At 36.8% G+C, this 21,502-nt stretch carries 15 protein-coding genes; 13 read left to right on the top strand and 2 right to left on the bottom strand.

Features of this window, described 5'->3' with window-relative positions:
* The first annotated feature begins 9 nt into the window (after positions 1-9).
* From ACOCEA_RS03515 to ACOCEA_RS03565, 11 genes are all read left to right on the top strand, one after another.
* Positions 10-1,887 carry a RagB/SusD family nutrient uptake outer membrane protein gene (locus ACOCEA_RS03515; RefSeq protein WP_420754810.1) on the top strand — a complete coding sequence of 626 codons (1,878 nt, stop codon included), beginning with the start codon at positions 10-12 and terminating at the stop codon, positions 1,885-1,887.
* A 69-nt stretch (positions 1,888-1,956) separates the two neighbouring features.
* Entirely contained in the window at positions 1,957-5,295 is a 3,339-nt protein-coding gene (locus tag ACOCEA_RS03520; RefSeq protein ID WP_420754811.1) for a VCBS repeat-containing protein, read from the top strand.
* 5 nt (positions 5,296-5,300) lie between these two features.
* Positions 5,301-6,656 (top strand): phosphatase PAP2 family protein, encoded by a 1,356-nt coding sequence (locus ACOCEA_RS03525; RefSeq protein WP_420754812.1) that lies wholly within the window; start codon positions 5,301-5,303, stop codon positions 6,654-6,656.
* 1 nt (position 6,657) lies between these two features.
* The gene (locus ACOCEA_RS03530) at positions 6,658-8,361 is read left to right on the top strand and encodes a CRTAC1 family protein (protein WP_420754813.1); all 1,704 of its coding nucleotides are present in this window, start codon (positions 6,658-6,660) and stop codon (positions 8,359-8,361) included.
* Between the two features lie 228 nt (positions 8,362-8,589).
* A complete protein-coding gene (locus tag ACOCEA_RS03535) occupies positions 8,590-9,144 on the top strand; it encodes an RNA polymerase sigma factor (RefSeq protein WP_420754814.1) in 555 nt (184 codons plus the stop codon).
* Positions 9,134-9,532, top strand: coding sequence for a hypothetical protein (locus tag ACOCEA_RS03540; RefSeq protein WP_420754815.1), 399 nt, complete (start codon positions 9,134-9,136; stop codon positions 9,530-9,532). The genes ACOCEA_RS03535 and ACOCEA_RS03540 overlap by 11 nt, the downstream gene beginning before the upstream one ends.
* The gene (locus tag ACOCEA_RS03545) at positions 9,532-9,678 is read left to right on the top strand and encodes a hypothetical protein (RefSeq protein WP_420754816.1); all 147 of its coding nucleotides are present in this window, start codon (positions 9,532-9,534) and stop codon (positions 9,676-9,678) included. Before ACOCEA_RS03540 ends, ACOCEA_RS03545 begins: the two co-directional genes overlap by 1 nt.
* Before the next feature lie 76 nt (positions 9,679-9,754).
* A complete protein-coding gene (locus ACOCEA_RS03550; protein WP_420754817.1) occupies positions 9,755-10,360 on the top strand; it encodes a TetR/AcrR family transcriptional regulator in 606 nt (201 codons plus the stop codon).
* Positions 10,361-11,701, top strand: coding sequence for a TolC family protein (locus ACOCEA_RS03555; protein WP_420754818.1), 1,341 nt, complete (start codon positions 10,361-10,363; stop codon positions 11,699-11,701).
* 24 nt (positions 11,702-11,725) lie between these two features.
* Positions 11,726-12,892 (top strand): efflux RND transporter periplasmic adaptor subunit, encoded by a 1,167-nt coding sequence (locus tag ACOCEA_RS03560; RefSeq protein WP_420754819.1) that lies wholly within the window; start codon positions 11,726-11,728, stop codon positions 12,890-12,892.
* Positions 12,893-12,898: 6 nt separating this feature from the next.
* Positions 12,899-16,396, top strand: a complete 3,498-nt coding sequence (locus tag ACOCEA_RS03565) for an efflux RND transporter permease subunit (protein ID WP_420754820.1) — start codon at positions 12,899-12,901, stop codon at positions 16,394-16,396.
* A gap of 41 nt (positions 16,397-16,437) precedes the next feature.
* On the opposite strand, the gene ACOCEA_RS03570 is transcribed toward ACOCEA_RS03565, so the two are convergent.
* Together ACOCEA_RS03570 and ACOCEA_RS03575 are read right to left on the bottom strand one after the other, a co-directional pair.
* Positions 16,438-17,190, bottom strand: a complete 753-nt coding sequence (locus tag ACOCEA_RS03570) for a DUF4184 family protein (protein WP_420754821.1) — start codon at positions 17,188-17,190, stop codon at positions 16,438-16,440.
* 112 nt (positions 17,191-17,302) lie between these two features.
* On the bottom strand, positions 17,303-17,650 hold the full coding sequence (locus ACOCEA_RS03575; RefSeq protein WP_420754822.1) for a toxin-antitoxin system YwqK family antitoxin: 348 nt from the start codon (positions 17,648-17,650) through the stop codon (positions 17,303-17,305).
* 245 nt (positions 17,651-17,895) lie between these two features.
* On the opposite strand from ACOCEA_RS03575, the gene aspS reads away from it, so the two are divergent.
* A complete protein-coding gene (gene aspS / locus ACOCEA_RS03580; RefSeq protein WP_420754823.1) occupies positions 17,896-19,653 on the top strand; it encodes an aspartate--tRNA ligase in 1,758 nt (585 codons plus the stop codon).
* Positions 19,654-19,708: 55 nt separating this feature from the next.
* Positions 19,709-21,496: a chloride channel protein gene (locus tag ACOCEA_RS03585; RefSeq protein WP_420754824.1), complete on the top strand. Its 1,788-nt coding sequence runs from the start codon at positions 19,709-19,711 to the stop codon at positions 21,494-21,496.
* Positions 21,497-21,502: the final 6 nt, after the last annotated feature.

Here is a 21,502-nt window from a genome sequence, read left to right on the forward strand (position 1 = left end):
AAATTGATTATGAAAAGAAGAAAGTTAATACTGTTAGGCTTGTTAACCGTTGCGCTCATACCGCTATCGTGTAACGAGGATTTTTTAGAAACACAACCTTTAGATTCAATTTCAGCTGATGCTACTTGGGCAGATGGTGCTCTTGCACAAGCTTTTGTATTTAATGTTTATTCCTCACTAGGTTATGGAGGGTTTGAAGAAGAAGGGTTAGCATCGTTGACCGATGAAGCCATGTTTACTCACTCTGGCAGAGGTATCAATGTGATTACAGAGGGATCCTTGTCACCTTCCGGGACAGGAAATGTGAACATAATTCCACAATGGAACGAACTTTATTTAGCTATTCGTAAAGCAAATATAGCCATCCAAGAATTACCTAATGCAACCTTTGAAGATCAAACCTTAAAAGATCGTTTGTTGGGTGAGGCCCATTTTCTCAGGGCTTATTATTATCACCAACTTATGAGATACTACGGTGGCGCACCAATCATTGATAGACCCTATGGTTTAGATGAGGATTATTCCATCGCTAGAAGCACCTATGCCGAAAATGTTGAATTTGTTGTTTCTGATCTTGACAAGGCAATAACCTTACTGGACGGTAAGGATTTTACTGCAGGTAGGGCTTCTAAATTAAGTGCTATGGGTCTAAAATCGAGGGTTCTACTTTATGCAGCTAGTGATTTAAGGGATGGTCCAACTGCAAGTTCTAAATCTTCGGCTCATGCAAGCTATTCCAACCTTGATTTGGTGGCGTACACCTCTGGTGATAGGGCTTCGCGATGGAATGCGGCTAAAACAGCCGCAAAAGCGGTTTTAGATGCTACCACTGGTTATAAATTGGATTTAGCTGCTCCCGCCTCAGCGGAAGCAGCCACACAAACATATGTTTCTATAGCTATGGGTGGTGGTAGTGCTATTGGCGATCCTGCAGCTCGAGCTGAACTTTTATTCGAACGTACGCACACACCATTGTTCACTGTCGAAAGTAATTGGCCATTAGGTGGAATTCATCAAGGTATTAATAATGGTCCTAACGGCTACCATAACTGGGCAGGGAACACCCCTATTCAACAATTGGTAGATGACTATCAAATGATGGATGGGTCAGATTTTGATTGGGGAAATCCAGCACATGCCGCTGCACCCTACGAAAATAGAGATCCTAGACTTACTGCGACTATTCTTTACGATGGAGCAGGTTGGAAACCACGTCCTTCAGATGTAGCCAGCATAGATCCTTATGATGAAATTCAAACGGGTACTTATGCGGATGGTTCAGGTGGAATTATCGCAGGTGTTGATATGCGTGATTCTCCAATCGAAAACTGGAACGGTAGTAGAACTGGGTATTATGTACGTAAGTTTATAGATGCGGATCCTGCAGTAGTAGATAACCAATCAAGTGCACAAGTGGTGCCATGGCCTTTTATTAGATATACTGAAATGGTATTGAACTATGTTGAGGCTTCTATTGCTACAGGCGATGAAGGTGAAGCTTTAACTTGGCTAAACAAAATTCGTTTTAGAGCAGGAATGCCAGCACTCACATCTTCTGGTACAGCATTATTAGAAGATTATATTAATGAAAGAAGGGTTGAATTAGCGTATGAAGAACATCGGTACCATGATACCCGTAGATGGATGATTGCAGAACAGACATTGGGCCGTGGTATTAAAATTATGAAAGTTGTTGCCACCTTAAAGGCAGGTGCAACACCTTTATCACCATATAGACATGACACATCTGTTTACGACTATACTTACAATGTTGTCGAAAATACAGATAATGAAACCAGAACATGGGATGATAAAATGTACTTTATGCCATTAAGTAGAGATGAAATAAATAGAAATGACCTATTGATTCAAAATCCAGGTTATTAATCTAATTTCATAATGAGTTATATAAAAAATCTATCCCAGTATTGGGATAGATTTTTTATTTTTAAACCAATGGCAAAAAAACTAAGTTATCAGCTTTTTATCCTGTTTGTAATACTTCATGGATGTAATACCGAAACAATAAAAAACCCTGTTCATTCTACTAATACGATAACGAATAAGGGTACCCTTTTTACTCTTTTGCATGAAAGTGAAACGAATATTTCATTTCAAAATGACTTAAAAGAGGGATTAAATGCCAACGTGCTCGTATATGAGTACTTATACAACGGTGGCGGTGTAGCGGTTGGAGATTTTAATTATGATGGTTTGCAAGATGTATATTTTACATCAAACATGGGTGAAAACAAATTTTATATCAACCTAGGAGATTTTAAATTTAAGGAGGTTACCCAAATTTCAAAAGTTCAAGGAAGACCGGGTCCGTGGAAAACAGGAATTAGTACCGCGGATGTTAATGGAGATGGAAAATTAGATTTATATTTATGTTACTCAGGTGCATTACCAGGCCCAAAAAGAAAGAATCAGCTTTTTATAAACCAAGGTAATAATTTAGAAAACATCCCCATTTTTAAAGAGGAAGCAGAAACTTATGGTTTGGCCAGTGCTGCATATAGTAATCAAGGCTACTTTTTAGATTATGATAAAGATGGCGACTTAGACATGCTTTTATTAAACCATAGTCCAAAATCCTTACCCGTTCTTAATGAGGTCCTCACTAAGGAAATATTAAAAAAAGATGACCAATTACAAGGTTTACGCATTTTCAACCAAGACAAGGGCAAGTTTAAGGATGTTACCACAATATCAGGTATTAACGGGTCAGGACTAAGTTACGGTTTGGGTATTGGTATAAGCGATGTCAACAATGATGGTTGGTTGGATTTTTATGTTTCCAACGACTACACTATTCCAGATTATCTTTATATAAATAACAAAAACGGCACATTCACTGACCAATTAAAAAATCAAATTGGACATACGAGTCACTTCTCTATGGGTAATAATATTGCGGATATAAACAATGATGGTTGGCAAGACATTTATACTTTAGACATGTTGCCAGAAGATAATAAACGACAAAAACTACTTTTATCGCCAGATAATTATGAAAAGTTTGATTTAAATCTTAGAAGTGGTTTTCATTATCAATACATGCGCAACATGCTTCAAATTAACAATGGAAACAACAGTTTTAGTGAGATTGGGCAATTATCCGGTGTTTCAAATACCGATTGGAGTTGGGCCCCCTTAGTAGCTGATTTTGATAACGATGGTTTAAAGGATCTCTATGTAACCAACGGTTATTACAGAGATTATACCAATTTGGACTTTATCAATTATATGGAAGATTTTGTAAAATCTAAAGGAAGGTTACAGAGAGAGGATGTATTACAATTAATTCAAAAGATGCCATCATCAGATTTGACCAACTACTATTTCTCAAACAACAACGGTACTTCATTCTCCAATATTGGCAAACAGGCTGGCATTGACCAACCTTCCAATAGTAATGGTGCGGCCTATGCAGATTTAGATAATGATGGTGATCTTGACTTAATTGTCAATAACATAAACAAACCTGTATTTATTTATAAAAACAACACTTCCGAGTCAAGTAATAACTATGTGAAAGTAATTCTTAAGGGCGAAAACAAAAACACACAGGGAATTGGCTCTAAAGTAACGTTATATGCTAACAACCAACAGCAAGTATTAGAACAAATACCAAATCAGGGATATCTATCCTCAGTATCATCAGTACTACATTTTGGATTAGGCAATAACGATCAGATAGATTCGCTCGTTGTTCAATGGCATTCGGGAAAAGTTGAGACTAAGTCAAAAATAAACCCTAATACGACCATAATCCTAAACGAAAAAGATGCTGTTAAACTATCTACATCTAACAAGTTACATAACATACTTTTTAAAGAAATAAAACCTAAAGTTGTCCATAAAAACAAATCCTCGAAAATAAACGATTTTAAAAGACAAACCTTGCTTACTAAGCAATTGTCACATCAGGGCCCAGCTATGATTAAGGCAGATATCAATAATGACAGCCTTGATGATCTCTTGATCGGTGGAGGCATTGGACAAAGCGCAACTCTTTATCTTCAACAAAAAAATGGGGAGCTTTTGAAAAAAATTGTTCCTGATTTTGATAAAGACAGTGTAAGCCTAGACACAGATATTGCCGTTTTTGATGCTAATAATGATGGTAATCTAGATGTCTACATTGCAAGTGGAGGTTACCATAATTTTAAGGTCAATGACCCTTTATTAATAGACAGGTTATATATTGGTGATGGTAAAGGTGGTTTTAAAAAAACAACGGAGCAATTGCCCAAAATTTCATGCAGTACGGGCACTGTAGCTGTTGCTGATATTAATGGAGATTCACATCCAGATATTTTTGTGGGGGGTAGAGTTGTACCAGGTAGATATCCAGAAAAACCACAAAGCTATATATTTATTAATGACGGAAAAGGTTCCTATACCAATAAAACAATAGAGGTTAATTCTACCCTACAAAATATAGGTATGGTTACTGATGCCGCATGGACCGATTTGAACGGTGATCATCTACCAGATTTAATTGTTATTGGTGAATTTATGCCCATAAAAATATTTATTAATCTAAATGGAAAACTTTCCGATAAGACCTCAAACTATTTTGATCAAGATTATTCGGGTCTATGGAATACGTTAGAGATTAGTGACGTAAATAAGGATGGTTTTATTGACCTTATAGCGGGAAACCTAGGCACCAATACACAGTTTAATATTGATCAAAAACATCCTGCTACCATTATTTATAAGGATTTTGATAATAATAACTCAGTAGACCCCATTCTCAATTTCTACATTGGAGACACCAGTTATCCTTATGTAACACGCGATGAACTTTTAGGGCAATTAGCCTTTTTACGGCAGAAGTATACGAGCTATGCCCAATATTCTGATGAAAAGCTTACCGATATATTTTCAGAAGAAATTCTTGAAAATGCAAATAAAATTAGTGCCAATTATTCAAAAACATCATTGTTTCTTAACAATAAAGGAGTGAAATTTCAAGAACAGCAACTTCCTATTCAAGCGCAGTTCTCCCCTGTCACTAAAATACTAATAAGTGATTTTGACACTAATGGATCGGAAGATGTACTACTTCTAGGCAACGATGATTTTTATAAATTAAGAATTGGAAAATTTGATGCTAATTACGGAACTTTATTGTCTGGAAATGGAGATGGTAGTTTTGAATACATTTTCCAAAAAAATACCGGGCTTGACATACGAGGAAGTGACATTAATGGAGTGATTTTAAATAATGAATTGTTAATAGAAGGGTATGGCGAAACCCTAAGAACGTATATTTTAAATTAGTGGGGATGTTTCAAATAAATAGGTGTTTTTACAAAATTACTTTTGTATCACTTCTTGGACCTTTGATTTTTATTAGCTGTAGAACAGACAGTGAAAATAAAGCTTTGCAACCAAATGACGTTGCCATAGAATGGGCCAAAATGACCTTATTCATTACCAAAAACACCCCGTCAAATTCTCCCACCTTTGCTTCAAGGGCTTTTGGATATATTGGTGTTACCATGTATGAGTGCGTTGTAAACGGGTATGAAAATCATAATAGTTTACAAGGACAGTTAAATGGACTTACTACTTTGCCCATACCAAAAAACACAAAAGAATATAACTGGGTTTTGGCACTGAATGCTGGTCAATCCTATATTTTAAAAAATATTTATGTCCAGACTTCAGAAAAAAATATCAAGCAAATAGATTCTCTTGAAAACGTAATTTTAAAACAGTTTTCCAATGGTATCCCAGAAAAAGTGGTGTCTAATTCCATCACGTATGGAAAGGAAGTGGCAAAAGCTATATTTGAATGGTCAAAAAATGATGGAGGCCATCGTGGATATTTAAAAAACTTTGACAAAACTATGGTGCATTCGAACGTTCCTGGGTCATGGAAACCACCATTGTTTGCACAATCCTTTAGTCACCATCCCCTGCACCCTCATTGGGGTGAAAATAGAACGTTTGTAAAAGAAAACTCCAATATTCCCGACCCAGATTATCTCCCATATGATACCATATCTGGATCTCCTTATTACCAACAATTTTACGATGTTTACAAGAAGGAGGGAGAACTTACACAATCGGAGAAAGAAGCTGCCATCTGGTGGGGAGATGATCCTGATGTTAGCTTTACTCCGCCAGGTCATTCTTACTATATCGCAACATTAGCGGCAGAATCCAGTAATTCAGATTTAATCACAGTGGCAAAAGCCTATGCACATACTGGTATGGCCGTAGCCGATGCCTTTATACAATGTTGGAAATGGAAATATTCTTTTTTCACTGAAAGACCCAACACTTTTGTTCCTAAATATATTGATGAAGAATGGGAATCTTTTTGGCCAGACCCTCCATTCCCCTCTTTCCCTTCTGGTCATGCCATCCAAGCTGCCGCCGCGGCCAAAGTTTTAGAAAAAAACTATGGGACAAACTTTAAATTTACAGATAGGGCACATGAAGGTAGGGCAAGGGATGATGTAAGGGATACTGACTTTAAAATTCGCTCTTTCAATTCCTTTTGGGAAGCGGCACAAGAGACTGCAGATTCCAGATTTTGGGGTGGTATTCATACACATTTGGATAATCAGGTAGGACTGGAAAAAGGTACAGTGATTGCCCAGAACATTAATAAGTTGAATTGGAAAAAATAATATGTATAGCAGGTTACAATTATCAAGACTAGCGGTCGTATTCCTAAATTTACTCCTTTGCCTTAATGCTAATTCCCAAAAATTATTTACGGATGTAACCGATTCAGCCGGAATTACACATCAATACAAGGTTTACGAAGGTACTTTTGGCGGCGGCGCTGTTGTGTTTGATATAAACAATGATGGTTTAGAGGATATCTTTATTGCCGGCGGAATGAATTCTGATGTGCTTTATTTGAATGAAGGCAACGGTACATTTAGAGATATTTATAGTGAATCCGGACTAGAAAAATCAAACGAATACGTTACCCAAGGTGCGGTAAGTGCAGATGTTAATAAAGATGGTCTTAGAGATCTCTTCATAACAACCATAACCACAACAGATGGTGCAAAAACTATTCCTAGGGCTGAAAACCTATTGTTCCTGAATCAGGGAAATTTAACCTTTAAAGACGTAACTAAAGAATACGGCTTGGAGGAGTTAAATTCCTTCAGTACAGGCGCAAGTTTTGGAGACATAAATGCCGATGGCTATCCAGATCTTTTCATAGGTAATTACTTTCAGGAATTCAAGGGAAAGCTAGGCATTATAAAAGATGCAACCATCGTCAGTGCAAATCAGACAGCCAAAAGTTATCTTTTACTAAACATAGAAGGTAAAAAGTTTGAGGATGTTTATGATTCATACGAACTGGGGCATAAAGGTTTCGGTTTTGGAGGAGTTTTTACAGATTTTGATAATGACCAAGATCAAGATCTTTTGGTAAACCAAGATTTTGGTTATAAAGCGATACCTAATTTTCTATATAAGAACCAATACCCAAAGGCAAATTTTAAAGATGTTAGCCAGGAAACAGGCATGGATTTAAAGATAAACGCAATGGGGTCGGCAGTGGGCGATTATAATGGAGATGGATGGATGGATTATTATGTTACCAACATTAAGTTTAATATGCTCATGGAGAATCAAGGCAAGAATGGTTCATTCATTGATCGCGCAAAAGAATTGGGAACGTATAATTTAGCTATTAGCTGGGGTGCGAATTTTGCAGATTTTGATCAGGATACAGACCTAGACCTATTTGTATCTAATGGAGATCTTAATCCAAATTGTACCCCAATGGGAAATTTCTACTTTGAAAATACCCAGACTAAATTTTTGGAGCGTGGCCGAGAATTAAAAATAAACGATTATGGAATTGGCAGGGGCTCTGTTGTTTTTGATATGGATAATGATGGTGACCTAGATCTATTGGTAGTTAATCAAGAACCTATTTTAGAATATCCTACCTCTTCTTTAACCCGCCTTTTTAGGAACGACTTGTCCGATGGTAATTGGATTAAGATTGCCTTACATGGTATTTGGTCCGAAACTTCAGGTATTGGATCTAGAATTACGATAATCTGCAATGGTAAAAGAATGATTAGGGAAGTAGATGGCGGGGGATCTAGCCATTTATCACAAAATTCTGTCCTCACCCATTTTGGCCTTGGCAAAGCTAAAGTGGTTGACTCCATAATTGTAGATTGGACTGGTGGCAACCAACAGGTTTTTACCAATATTAAAAGTAACCAACTTTTAAAAATTGAAGAGACAGAACCCAAAACTAACTACAGTAAATTTGGTATTCCTACGCTAGTAACTATCCTAGTTTTGATTATCGTTTTTTATTTATTTAAAAAATATCAGCACAGAGATAAATGATATTTTTTCTTCATTACCCTATTCATTAAAAAACAAATGCTTCCATATTTTCTTTCTAGAGCACGTTTTTTCAATGCCTGAAAATAAGTATACCCCCTATTTTCTATTCCAAATTGTTACAAAAACATCCTATAACCGTCTGATGTTGTATAAAAAATTGCAAAATAATTGCAATGGCTTTTAAATTCTTCGTCTATATATGTGAGGACCAATTGAAAAAACCCTTGGATGGCATCCAAAAATAAAGATAGTACTAACCTGAACAGTTTCTTTGAGGAAGAATATAGCTCGTTAAAGCGATATATTCAATCTAAGATCAAACACACTTCAGAAAGTGATGCTGAAGATATCATTCAAGACGTTGCCTTAAGGATTTTTTCTAGACCAATCGATGCCTTACCAATTCACAACATTGGTGGCTTTGTATACAATTCTATTAAAAATAGGATTACAGACCTAATGAGAACCAAAAAAGAGCGAGTTGACAATGAAGAAGATCTAGAAGAACTTTGGACCAATTTTGCCACTATTTTTTATGATGGGTCAAATACAGAATACCCAGAACAAATTAAGGAAAAATTGAAGGTTGCCATTTCTGAATTAAAACCAGTGTACCGTGATATCATAATAGCGGTAGACTTTGAGAATTATAGTTATAAAGAAATAGCAAAAGAAACAGGCATACCACAAGGTACGTTAATGTCTAGAAGACATAGAGCCATGGCGCTCTTATTAAAAAATATAGAAATACAGCATATTAAAAAACATACTTATGAAATCTAAAATTCAAAAAAACATGGAAAATAAAGTTCAATACTATGTATACAAGACTTTTAAAATACTCTTTTTTATCCTCCTTGGTATCGGTATCGCCTTTTTAGTAGGCTACATTTTTATGCGACTATGGAATTGGATAATGCCAGACCTATTTGGAGTGCCAGAATTGAGCTATTGGAAAGCCGTTGGCGCCCTTATCTTAGCTAAAATCATATTTGGGTTTGGTGGCGGGAATGGACCTGGAAAAGGTAAAAAATCCAAGAAAAGATTCGAATCTTCCAAATGTTCTTCAATGAGAAAAGATTTTAAAGATTGGAAACACTATGACGAATTTTGGAAAGAAGAGGGAGAACAGTTATACAACAACTATTTAGAAAGAAAAAATCAGGACTAATGGCCAGCGACACACCTAAGAAAAGAAAATATTATTTGCGAAACAAAGCCTTTTTCTGGAGTTTAAATGGATTAACAACCGGTAACAATGAAAACAGGGAACAAAATGAAAATCCTACTAAAATACAATTAGACCCACAGGTTTGAGGTAATGTTAAAAAATTGTAAAACTTTGGAAACTATAAATGTTTTTAAAGTTTCCGGCCTTACCTTTGTCCCCGTTATGAAAGAAAAAATTCTTACAAAAGCAGTGGACATGTTTTTAAACCTGGGGTTTAAAAGTGTTACCATGGATGATATTGCCCACGAAATAGGCATTTCCAAAAAAACCATATATACAGAGTATAGCAATAAAACAGCTTTGGTAGAAGATTGTGTAATGCATAAATTCTGTACCATGAGCGATGGCATAGATGATATTGTAGCTTTAGGCAAAAATCCTATTGAGGAGCTCTATGAAATTAAAAAATATGTACTCTCCCACCTTAAGGATGAAAAAACTTCCCCACAATATCAATTAATGAAATACTATCCCAAGATTTATGGGAATCTTAAAAAGTTGCATTTTGATAAAATGCAAGGCTGTGTACTTTCAAATGTAGAACGTGGCGTTACACAAGAAATCTATAGATCTAACCTAAACGTGGAGTTTGTGGCAAGAATCTATTTTTCCGGTGTAAATAGCATAAAGGATCAATCTGTTTTTCCACTGGAACGGTTTCCCGTTGCCTATTTAATGGATACTTATTTGGAATATCACCTAAGGGGTATTGTAACGCCAAAGGGACGTGAAATATTAAACGGAATCATCAATTCAAATCAACAATAAATGCGAAAACCAATCCTAATTCTAATCATCATTTTAGCATCACAGCTAGGGTATGCCCAAGAAGAGCAATATACCTTTACTTTAGAAGAGGCCATCTCCTATGCCTTGGAGCATAATTACAGTGCATTAAACGCAGACAGGGACCTCATAGATGCCCAAAAACAAAAATGGGAAACCATTGCAGACGGCCTACCACAAATTTCAGGTGCCATAAGCTATCAAAATCAGTTGAAACAACCTGTTTCTGTAATACCAGCTGAAATTTTTGGGGGAGAACCTGGCACATATGCCGAAGTTGTTTTTGGACAACCACAAACGGCAACTGCTACCGCTACGTTAAAACAGCAAATCTTCGATGGTTCTTATATAGTTGGGGTTCAAGCTACAAAAGCCTTCCTTAGCTATAGTGCCAACAATAAAGAAAAAACTGCTTTAGACGTTCGCAAATCAATTGTTGAATCATATGGCAATGTTCTTCTGGCTCAGGAAAGCGTTTCAATATTGCAAAAGAATAAGACAGCGCTTGAAAAGAACCTGTATGAAACCACAAAATTGTTTGAAAACGGACTTGGTGATGAGGAAAGTGTGGAACAACTTCAAATCACGCTATCTTCTATTGAAAACCAATTAAAAAATGCCCAAAGGTTAGAAAAAATAACCTTACAAATGTTAAACGTGGTTATGGGGCTAGATTTGGAAACCCCAACCAAACTAGCCGAAAATCTAGAAAATCTGACCGAAGAAAAAATTGATTTTGGTTTAATGGAGACCGAATTTAATTTAGAGAATAATGTAGATTACAAGTTGGCGCTTAATTTAAACGAGCAACGTTATTTTGAATGGAAATTGGCCAAGAGTCGTGCGTTGCCAACCTTAAATGCATTTGTAAATTATGGCAGTTCTGCCTTCTCTGATGAATTTACATTTTTTGATGGTGAACAGCAATGGTTTGATTCTTCAGTTTTAGGTTTTGATCTAAGTATTCCCATTTTCAGCTCATTTAAAAGAAGTGCCGGTACACAACGCGCCAAGATTGCCTTGGAAAAAGCAAAAACCCAATTAACAGAGGCAGAACAGCAAATACGCTTACAGCTAGAAAATGCGAAAAGCAATTACATCTTAGCGATAGAACAATATCAAACATCAAAAAATAACTTGGCCCTTGCAGAACGTATAGAGCGAAAAAACCAAATAAAATATATGGAAGGTATTGCCAGTAGTTTTGAGCTGAGACAAGCACAAACACAGTTATATAGCGCACAACAAGAATATCTTCAATACATGGTAGAAGTTATCAATAAGAAAACAGAATTAGAAACCATCCTTAACGAAAAAGCCTAAATAGCAAACACTAAAAATAATATTATGAAAAAATACCTATACGTAATCCTAGCCACTGTTGCGTTATATTCCTGTGGTAGTAAAGAACAATCAGTTACCGACCTCATTACCCAAGGTAATCTGGAAGCAATACGAGCTAAAAAAAATGAGGTGTCCTCGCAACAAAAGATATTGGATGCGCAACTAATGCAATTAGATTCAGCCATTTCTGCATTGGGAAATGAGGAAAAATTGGCTTTGGTAAATACTACTACCATTAAAAAGGAAATATTTAACCACTTTCTAGAACTTCAAGGTGATGTTAGTACCAAACAGAACGTATTGATCTATCCAGAAATGGCAGGCACATTACAAAATGTGTATGTTAAGGAAGGGGACCGTGTAAACAAAGGTCAGCTTTTGGCAAAAATTGATGATGGGGGTATAGGAAGCCAGTTATCGCAATTAAAGACACAGGCAGAACTTGCTAAAACTACTTTTGAACGTCGCAAGCGTCTTTGGGATCAACAAATTGGTTCTGAAATAGAATATTTAGCTTCAAAAACAGAATATGAGGCCGCACAAGATGCTATTAAACAAATGGAAAGCCAATTAGGAAAATCTTCTATTAGAGCTCCATTTTCAGGTATCATAGACGACGTCATCAAAGATCAGGGTACAGTGGTTTCCCCAGGACCGGGATCAGAGGTATTCCGCATTGTAAACCTATCAGAAATGTATATTGAGGTTGATGTGCCAGAAACCTATTTAGGTGCTGTAACGAAAGGAAAAGAGGCCATAGTTTACTTTCCTGTGCTTAATGATACGGTAACTACCAAAATTAGGGAGACGGGCAACTTTATAAATCCGTCAAACCGTTCCTTTAGTGTAGAAATACCGGTTCCCAATAAAAAAGGTACAATCAAACCAAACCTGACCGCTAAGGTTAATATTAATGATTATACTAGTGAGGAGGCAATTTTAATTCCATCAGGCATTATATCTGAAAATGCGGAAGGAGAACAATATGTTTATGTAGCACATGACCCAAATGATGAAGGAGAGGCGATTGTAAAAAGAACCATAATTATTACTGGTAAGGTTCAAGCCGGCCTTGTAGAAGTACTTTCTGGACTTGAAGAGGGATCTTTGGTCATCAAAGAAGGGGCACGAAGTGTAAAGGATGGTCAAAAGGTGAAAATAAAAAACTAAAAATCCATGAGTAAAGTTAAAAAGAACGCGGATAAAGAGTTTAAACTCTCAACATGGGCTATTGAAAATCCATCGGTTATCTATGTGATGATTGCGATATTTCTTTGGTTAGGCTTTAAAGCCTATATGGCCATGCCTAGGGAAGATTTCCCAGAAATAGTTGAGACCAAAATATACATAAGTACTCCTTACCCAGGAAATACTGCCGAGGATATAGAGCGATTGATTACCGATCCCTTGGAAGATCGTCTTAAGAATATTAGTAATGTTGTGGAAATTGTATCTACCTCTCAGGAAGACTATGCCATAATTACGGTTGAGTTTGATGAGGAAATTACGGTAGAACAGGCCAAGCAAAAAGTAAAAGATGAGGTTGATAGTGAAAAGGCTAGTGAAGATTGGCCCACTTTTAACAATGCCAAAGTTGAGCCCAATGTATTTGATCTTAACTTTTCTGAGGAAGTCCCCATCATGAACATCAACTTTACAGGAGATTATCCTGTAGAAAAGCTAAAGGAATTTGCAGAATATTTGCAGGATGAAGTTGAGGACCTTCCTGAAATTAAAAAAGCAGATATCCGAGGGGCACAGGAAAAAGAAGTAGAGGTTGCTGTAGATATTTACAAAATGATGGCTGCTAAAATCAGTTTTCAGGATGTACTCTCGGCTATCTCCAACGGTAATATGACCATGTCCGCAGGTAACCTTAAAACAAGTGGTCAAAGACGTACCATTCGCATACTTGGTGAGATAGAAAACCCTAAACAGCTAGAAAATTTTGTTGTCAAATCAGAAAATGGTGCAGTCTATTTAAAAGATATTGCCACGATTACTTTTGAGGAAAAAGACAAAACTACTTATGCACGTGAGTTTGGGGATAATGTGGTAATGCTCGATGTTAAAAAACGGGCAGGCAGAAATGCCATTTCAGCAGCGGACAAAATAAAAGCACTGGTAAAACAAGAAACGGAAAATTATTTTCCTCCCGATCTTAATATTTCAATTGCCAATGACTCGTCAACGCGCACATTGAACCAGGTAGAGGACTTGGTAAACAATATCATATTTGGGATCATACTTGTGGTTACCGTATTAATGTTCTTCTTAGGGTTTAGAAATGCATTGTTTGTTGGTTTTGCCATACCCATGTCCATGTTCATGTCTTTTGTCATTCTTTCTTTGTTGGGGTATACCTTAAATACCATGATTCTCTTTGGAATGATCATGGGGCTAGGAATGATGGTAGATAATGGTATTGTGGTGGTTGAGAACGTATATAGGTTAATGGACGAGGGCATGTCACGAACCGAAGCTGCTAAAAAAGGTATAGGAGAAATTGCGTTCCCGATCATTATATCTACGGCTACTACCGTAGCGGCCTTTGTACCCCTAGGATTATGGCCTGGTATTTTTGGACAATTCATGATATATTTTCCAATAACACTATCTGTAGTCCTTGGCTCATCATTGTTTGTTGCCATTTTTATGAACTCCATGTTGGTTTCACAATTTATGAGTACCGATGAAAAAGAGGTAACCATAAAACAGTTGATTCGCATCAGTGCCATTTTAGGAGGCTTTGGTTTGTTAATTGTTCTTTTTGGTGGCGCTCTTAGAGGTCTTGGCACAGTAATGATATTTACGGCAATTCTTTTCTGGATCTACAAATATGTGATTAAAGGGGCTGCGCAAAATTTTCAAAAGAAGACTATGGTCCGTTTTGAAAATTGGTATGAAAGACGATTAAAACATGCGCTCAAAGGAAAAAATGTGTATTGGTATTTTGGGGCAACGTTTTTATTGCTCATTGGTATATTTATACTTTTTGGGGGTTCATTAGGAAGTGGGCGCACAAAAGTTGAATTTTTCCCCGACAATATTCCTAATGAGATATATGTATACATAGAGTATCCAGAAGGCACCTCTATTGAAAAAACGAATACCATTACCAAGGATATTGAAAAATTGGTATATGAAACCTTAGATGACGATGCATACAAGCAAAATGGGGAGAACTTTATGGTTACTTCCGGTGTTTCCGTTGTTGGTGAGGGTGCTGGCAATCCATTAACAGATGGTGGTTCGTCTGCAGAAATGCCACATAAAGGCAAAGTAACCGTAAACTTTAGTGAATTTAAATATAGACAAGGTGTAAATACGGAAAATATGAGGGCAAAGGTTCAAGATGCCCTGGATGGTATTTATCCCGGAGTTGCCATTTCAGTAGAAAAAGAGGCTAACGGACCCCCAGCTGGACCTCCAATTAATATTGAACTGGAAGGCAGGGATTATGAGCTTCTAATAAACACGGCCGAGAACGTAAAAAACTTCATCAATACCAAGAATATTGAAGGAATAGAGGAATTAAAGGTCGATGTTAATAAAAGTAAACCTTCAATGCGTGTTTTGGTAGATCGCGAAAAGGCAGGCGAGTTAGGTGTTACCGTTGGTCAAGTTGGACAGCAGCTGAGGCGCTCACTATTTGGTGAAAAAGCAGGAATTTACAAAGAAGACGGGGACGATTATGATATCAACATTCGCTTTAACGAAGACCTTAGGTACAACAAAAGTGCCTTATTCAATCAGAATGTGATATTTAGGGACCAAGCGACCGGCCAAATAAAGGAAATACCGATATCAGCTGTTGCAAGTGAGAAAAACACTTCTGGTTATAGTGCTATAAAACACAGGGATGGTAAGCGTGTTGTAACCGTATATTCTGGGCTTAAGGCAGGTGGTAATGCGGCGGCAATTGTAGCCGAGATACAAGAAGAGATGCAACAGTTTGAAGGATTGCCAGATACTATCAAAATAGATTATACTGGAGAAATTGAAGAGCAGAACAAACAACAAATGTTCTTGATAGGGGCATTTTTCTCTGGACTAGGATTGATTTTATTAATATTGATTTTTCAATTTGGTGGTATTTCCAAACCGTTCATTATTATGATCGCCATATTCTTAAGTTTTATAGGCGTGTTTGGAGGGTTAATGCTTACAGGGTGGTCTTTTGTTATTATGATGACCATGATGGGTATCATTTCCTTAGCAGGTATCGTTGTAAATAACGGAGTGGTACTACTGGACTATACACAAATTTTAATAGACCGTAAAAAAGTAAAACTAGATATGAACGATGCCGATCTTTTAACGCTAGATGATGCCACGGACGCCATGATTGTTGGAGGAAAAGCAAGATTACGTCCCGTTATCCTTACAGCTATTACAACAGTTCTAGGATTAGTGCCCTTGGCTATTGGACTTAATATTGATTTTGCCTCCTTAGTTAGTGAACTTAATCCAAATATTTATGTTGGAGGCGACAACGTGGTATTTTGGGGCCCATTGGCATGGACAGTAATCTTTGGATTAATAGTGGCGACATTCCTAACCTTGGTTATTGTGCCTGTACTATTTAATATTGTTTACCGAATAAAGATTAAGCTTAGGGGTTTAAAATCTAAGCAGAACTCTCAAGTGGATACTATGGAAAATGCCGCATAAATAACTAAGGTATTGCAATAGGCTTTTTTAATTTGTTGAATTTATTCAACCAGGTTAGAAAAGCCTTTTTGCTTTATTTTTTGAAATTCTGTCCTGTACAGCAAACATACCAATACCAAGGACCATAATAAGCATGCTATTATAGATACAATTATTTCACCAAATACATCAAAACCAAAATAAGTTCTACATAGGATAAAACAAAGGGTATAAAAGATAATTTTTAACCACATTTGTTGCTGAAAGGCAAGGGGAATTTTGGTGCTGGCGTTTATCGGCATCTTATGAAAATATGTTAAAATAGTCATGGCTCCTATCAGACTACTACCATGTTGAAAGACATTAAAAAGAGACATTGTCCCAATCTTTTGATAAAAAAATCCATGAAAATGATTCACCACAACCCCATCATAATGAGTAAAATCATCCCAAATTAAATGGGTAACTATTCCTGTAAGGATTGAAATCAATACAATAAACCAATGACTTTTAAAATAATTAATCCATTTAAAATGGGTGCCAAAGGCCAAACGACAAGCAAAATATTTTGGTAAAATGGCAATTAAAAACTCACGAATCAAATTATGATACACAAATAAAAGTAATACTGCTAAGGGAAGATCCAAAAGAAAAACACCGGGCAAGGTATCCGCAAAATGTCCATCTAAGTCCATTCTAATAAACCCCTCAAAATCTGGAACTAAACTACCTGCAATCAAACCAGAACTAGAAAAATGCTTGTTCCTATTTAACCATGGTAAAATTGCGGCGGGATGTGAAAAGGTAAAGGGCATTATATTTTTTCTAAAAACAAAACGCTCAAAGAACATTTATCGTATTGGTAATAGTGTGCATAAAAAAAGCCCGTAGTTTAAACTACGGGCTTTTTCTAATTTTGACTACCAATTAATTAATAACCATTGCCTCTTTTTGCTTTACATTAGCAACGCTTGCAATCTTGTTATCATCAAAATTAACTTCCTTCATGGTATCCCCTTCCCAGAATAACCATTTTCCAGTTTTTACACCATTTTTATAATTACCCATTGCAATTTTATCACCTTTGGCATTAAACATTTTCCATTGCCCTTCCAATTTTTCATTTAAGAAATACCCCATTTGGGAAATTTCCCCATTGGCGTGAAAGTACGTTGCCTTTACTTTATTACCCTCTACTTCAAACTTGGGTTCTACTTTTTGAGCGTATACTCCAAAGGAAAGAGCTAAAATGAATATAAATAGTATTTTTTTCATAACATGAATATTTTAAGATTCAACATCTGCCTAACAATGAGATACAAACTTAAGGTTATTTTACAATAAATCAATATTTACGTAACGTTAATTTAACATTAGAAACATATTTAACTGTTTTTCATTTATTTAAGTATAATATTTAACGATATGCAAGCTTCCACAAATACCATAAAAGCATTCACCTCTTTTATAAATAGTGTGGAATAGACTTCTTAAATTTGCCTTTTGTTAATAACAACATTATGTATAGAAGCCACACATGCGGTGAATTAAGAGAATCCCATATTGGAATAGATGTTACCCTATCTGGATGGGTACATAAAACCCGTGATAAAGGGTTTGTGGTATGGGTAGATATTCGAGATCGATATGGAATAACCCAATTGGTATTTGATGAAGACCGTACCGCTACCTCCCTTTTGGAAACCGCTAGGGGATTAGGCCGTGAATTTGTTATTCAGGTAATGGGAACCGTAATCGAAAGGGCTTCTAAAAACAATAACATTCCTACTGGTTCTATTGAGGTTTTGGTGAAAGAACTCACGGTACTTAATAAATCTAAGACCCCGCCATTTACTATTGAAAATGAAACTGACGGTGGTGAGGACCTAAGAATGAAATACAGGTATCTGGACATTCGCAGAAACCCCGTAAAAAACAATCTTATTTTTAGAAGTAAGGTAACCATGGAGGTGCGCAAGTTTTTATCGGACCAAGGTTTTATAGAGGTAGAAACCCCTTACTTAATTAAATCAACACCAGAGGGTGCGAGAGACTTTGTAGTCCCTAGCCGCATGAATGAGGGTCAGTTCTATGCCCTACCCCAATCCCCACAGACCTTTAAGCAATTGCTCATGGTAGGTGGGATGGATAAATACTTTCAGATTGTAAAATGTTTTAGGGATGAAGACCTCAGGGCAGATAGGCAACCAGAGTTTACACAAATAGATTGCGAAATGGCTTTTGTGGAACAGGAAGATATCTTGGATGTATTCGAAGGGCTTACAAAATATCTCTTAAAAGAAATAAAAGGCATCAGTGTAGATAAATTCCCAAGAATGACCTTTGATGATGCCATGGCCAAATACGGTAATGACAAACCGGACATTAGGTTTGGAATGGAATTTGGTGAGCTTAATGAGGTTGCGCAACATAAAGATTTTAACGTATTTAACGCTGCAGAGCTTGTTGTGGGTATAGCAGTGCCTGGTGCGGCAGAGTACACTCGCAAGGAACTGGATGCCCTAGTGAATTGGGTGAAGCGCCCACAAGTGGGTGCCTTGGGCATGGTCTACGTTAAATGCAACCCCGATGGCACTTTTAAATCTACGGTAGATAAGTTTTATTCTGAGGAAGATTTGGCTAATTGGGCAAAAAAAACAGGCGCAAAACCTGGTGACCTTATCTGTGTGCTTTCTGGAGAAACCAATAAAACCAGAACCCAATTAAGTGCTTTGCGTATGGAAATGGCTCAACGTTTGGGATTAAGAAATCCAGAAGTATTTGCCCCATTATGGGTGGTAGATTTCCCTTTATTGGAATTAGATGAGGAAACCGGACATTATCATGCCATGCACCATCCGTTTACATCACCGAAACCAGGTCAATTGGAATTACTGGATACAGACCCGGCAGCAGTAAGGGCAAACGCTTATGACCTTGTCCTAAATGGTAATGAAATTGGTGGTGGTTCCATTCGTATCCATGATGCCGAAACACAGGCCATTATGTTTAAACATTTGGGGTTTACGCCAGAAGAAGCTAAGGCCCAATTTGGATTTTTAATGGATGCTTTCCAATACGGTGCGCCACCACATGGTGGTATTGCATTTGGTCTGGATAGATTGGTGTCTATTCTGGGTGGACAGGAAACCATACGGGATTTTATTGCCTTTCCTAAAAACAATAGTGGTCGTGATGTAATGATCGACGCTCCTGCACCAATCGATGATGAACAGCTAAAGGAACTCAACCTAAAATTAGATATTCCATCTAAATAGTAAAGTCCCGCTTAACAGCGGGATTTTTTAATACTTTTAAGGTAATATCAAGAGTATGCCTAACCGTAAAAAACGAATTCTTAAGCGCATCTTTAAATGGCGATATAAATACATATCGCAAAAGACGTTCATTTACATTTTAAGTGTTGTAGTAGGTTTATTGGCAGGTTTGGCTTCAGTTACCCTTAAGAACATTACTTACTTTATTGAGGCTTCCTTAGAAAAAGGAATTATAGTCTCCAGTAATCAGCTCTACTTTATATTACCAACTATTGGTCTAACGTTGGTGTATTTATATGTAAAATTTATACATAAGGAAAAATTAAAACACGCTGTATCATCCATACTCTTATCATTATCTAGAAAAAAAGGTATAATTCCACGCAAACAAATTTTAACGCAACTTATTACAGCGCCATTAACCGTGGGCTTTGGTGGTTCTGTAGGACTATTGGGCCCTGCTGTGGCATCTGGAGCTGCCATTAGCTCCAATGTAGGCCAACTCTTTCACATGAACGCAAAAACACGTTCATTACTTATTGCCTGTGCTTCCGCAGGTGCTATTGCCTCAATATTTCAATCCCCTATTGCAGCTATTATTTTTGCAGTTGAAGTCTTTAGCTTAGATCTTACCATGATTTCTATGCTACCTTTACTATTGGCTTCTATTTCTGGTGTCCTTACCTCCTATTTTTTCTTGGGCAATGAGGTACTTTTCAAATTTAATATAGACCAGTCTTTTGAGGTAAAAGATACCTTGTTTTATGTTTTATTAGGTATTGGCACTGCTGTGGCATCCATATATTTTACTAAAATGTACTTTGGGATATTACATCTTTTTAAACCTCTAAAAAGTCCAAAATATAAACTTTTGGTCGGAGGATTGGCCATTGGTATAATGCTCTATCTTATCCCCCCATTATATGGTGAAGGTTTTGGCTTTATTAATGATTTATTGGATGACAACCATCTTAAAGCCTTGGGCAACACTCCTTTTGATAATTATATTGACAATATTTGGGTAGTCATAGCCTTATTATTTGGTATAACCATTTTTAAGGCTGTTGCCATGACAACTACACTTGCAGCAGGTGGGGCTGGTGGGACCTTTATTCCTACCATGGTTATGGGAAGTGCTCTTGGAAATGTAGTTGCGAAAGTTATCAATAATCTAGGTTTAGGGTTTTCGGTCTCTGAAAGTAATTTTACCCTCATTGGTATGGCTGGGCTAATTGCCGGTGTGCTTCATGCCCCCTTAACTGCCATTTTCCTAATTGCAGAAATCACTGGAGGCTATGCCCTATTTGTACCCTTAATGATTACGGCATCCATATCTTACTTAATTACCAAAAATGCCATAGACTATAACATATATACTAGAGAACTAGCGGAAAGTGGGGATTTATTGACACATGATAAGGATCATGCCGTACTTACCTTAATGGAATTGGACGATATTATTGAGACCAACTTTAAAGTTGTTCATCCAGAAATGACCCTAGGGCAAATGTTACATGAATCTGTAGCTAAATCTACTCGGAATATATACCCGGTAGTGACCAAAGAGAAAGCCATGGTAGGCATTGTATTATTAGATGATATTCGGGAATTTATGTTTGATATCTCCCTTCATAATACCATTAAGGTAGAAAGTTTTATGCATAATGCACCGGAGTACATATTTCATGGGGAGGATAGCATGCAAAAAGTGATGCAAAAATTTCAAGATAGCGGGGCATGGAATCTTCCTGTAATTAAAAATGGGAAATATGTTGGTTTTGTATCCAAGTCAAAATTACTTACAGCGTATCGTAGAGAGCTTATTAATTTTACGGGTAATTAGACACAA

The organism is Maribacter luteocoastalis, assembly GCF_048890225.1.
In the GTDB taxonomy this organism is placed as follows: domain Bacteria; phylum Bacteroidota; class Bacteroidia; order Flavobacteriales; family Flavobacteriaceae; genus Maribacter; species Maribacter luteocoastalis.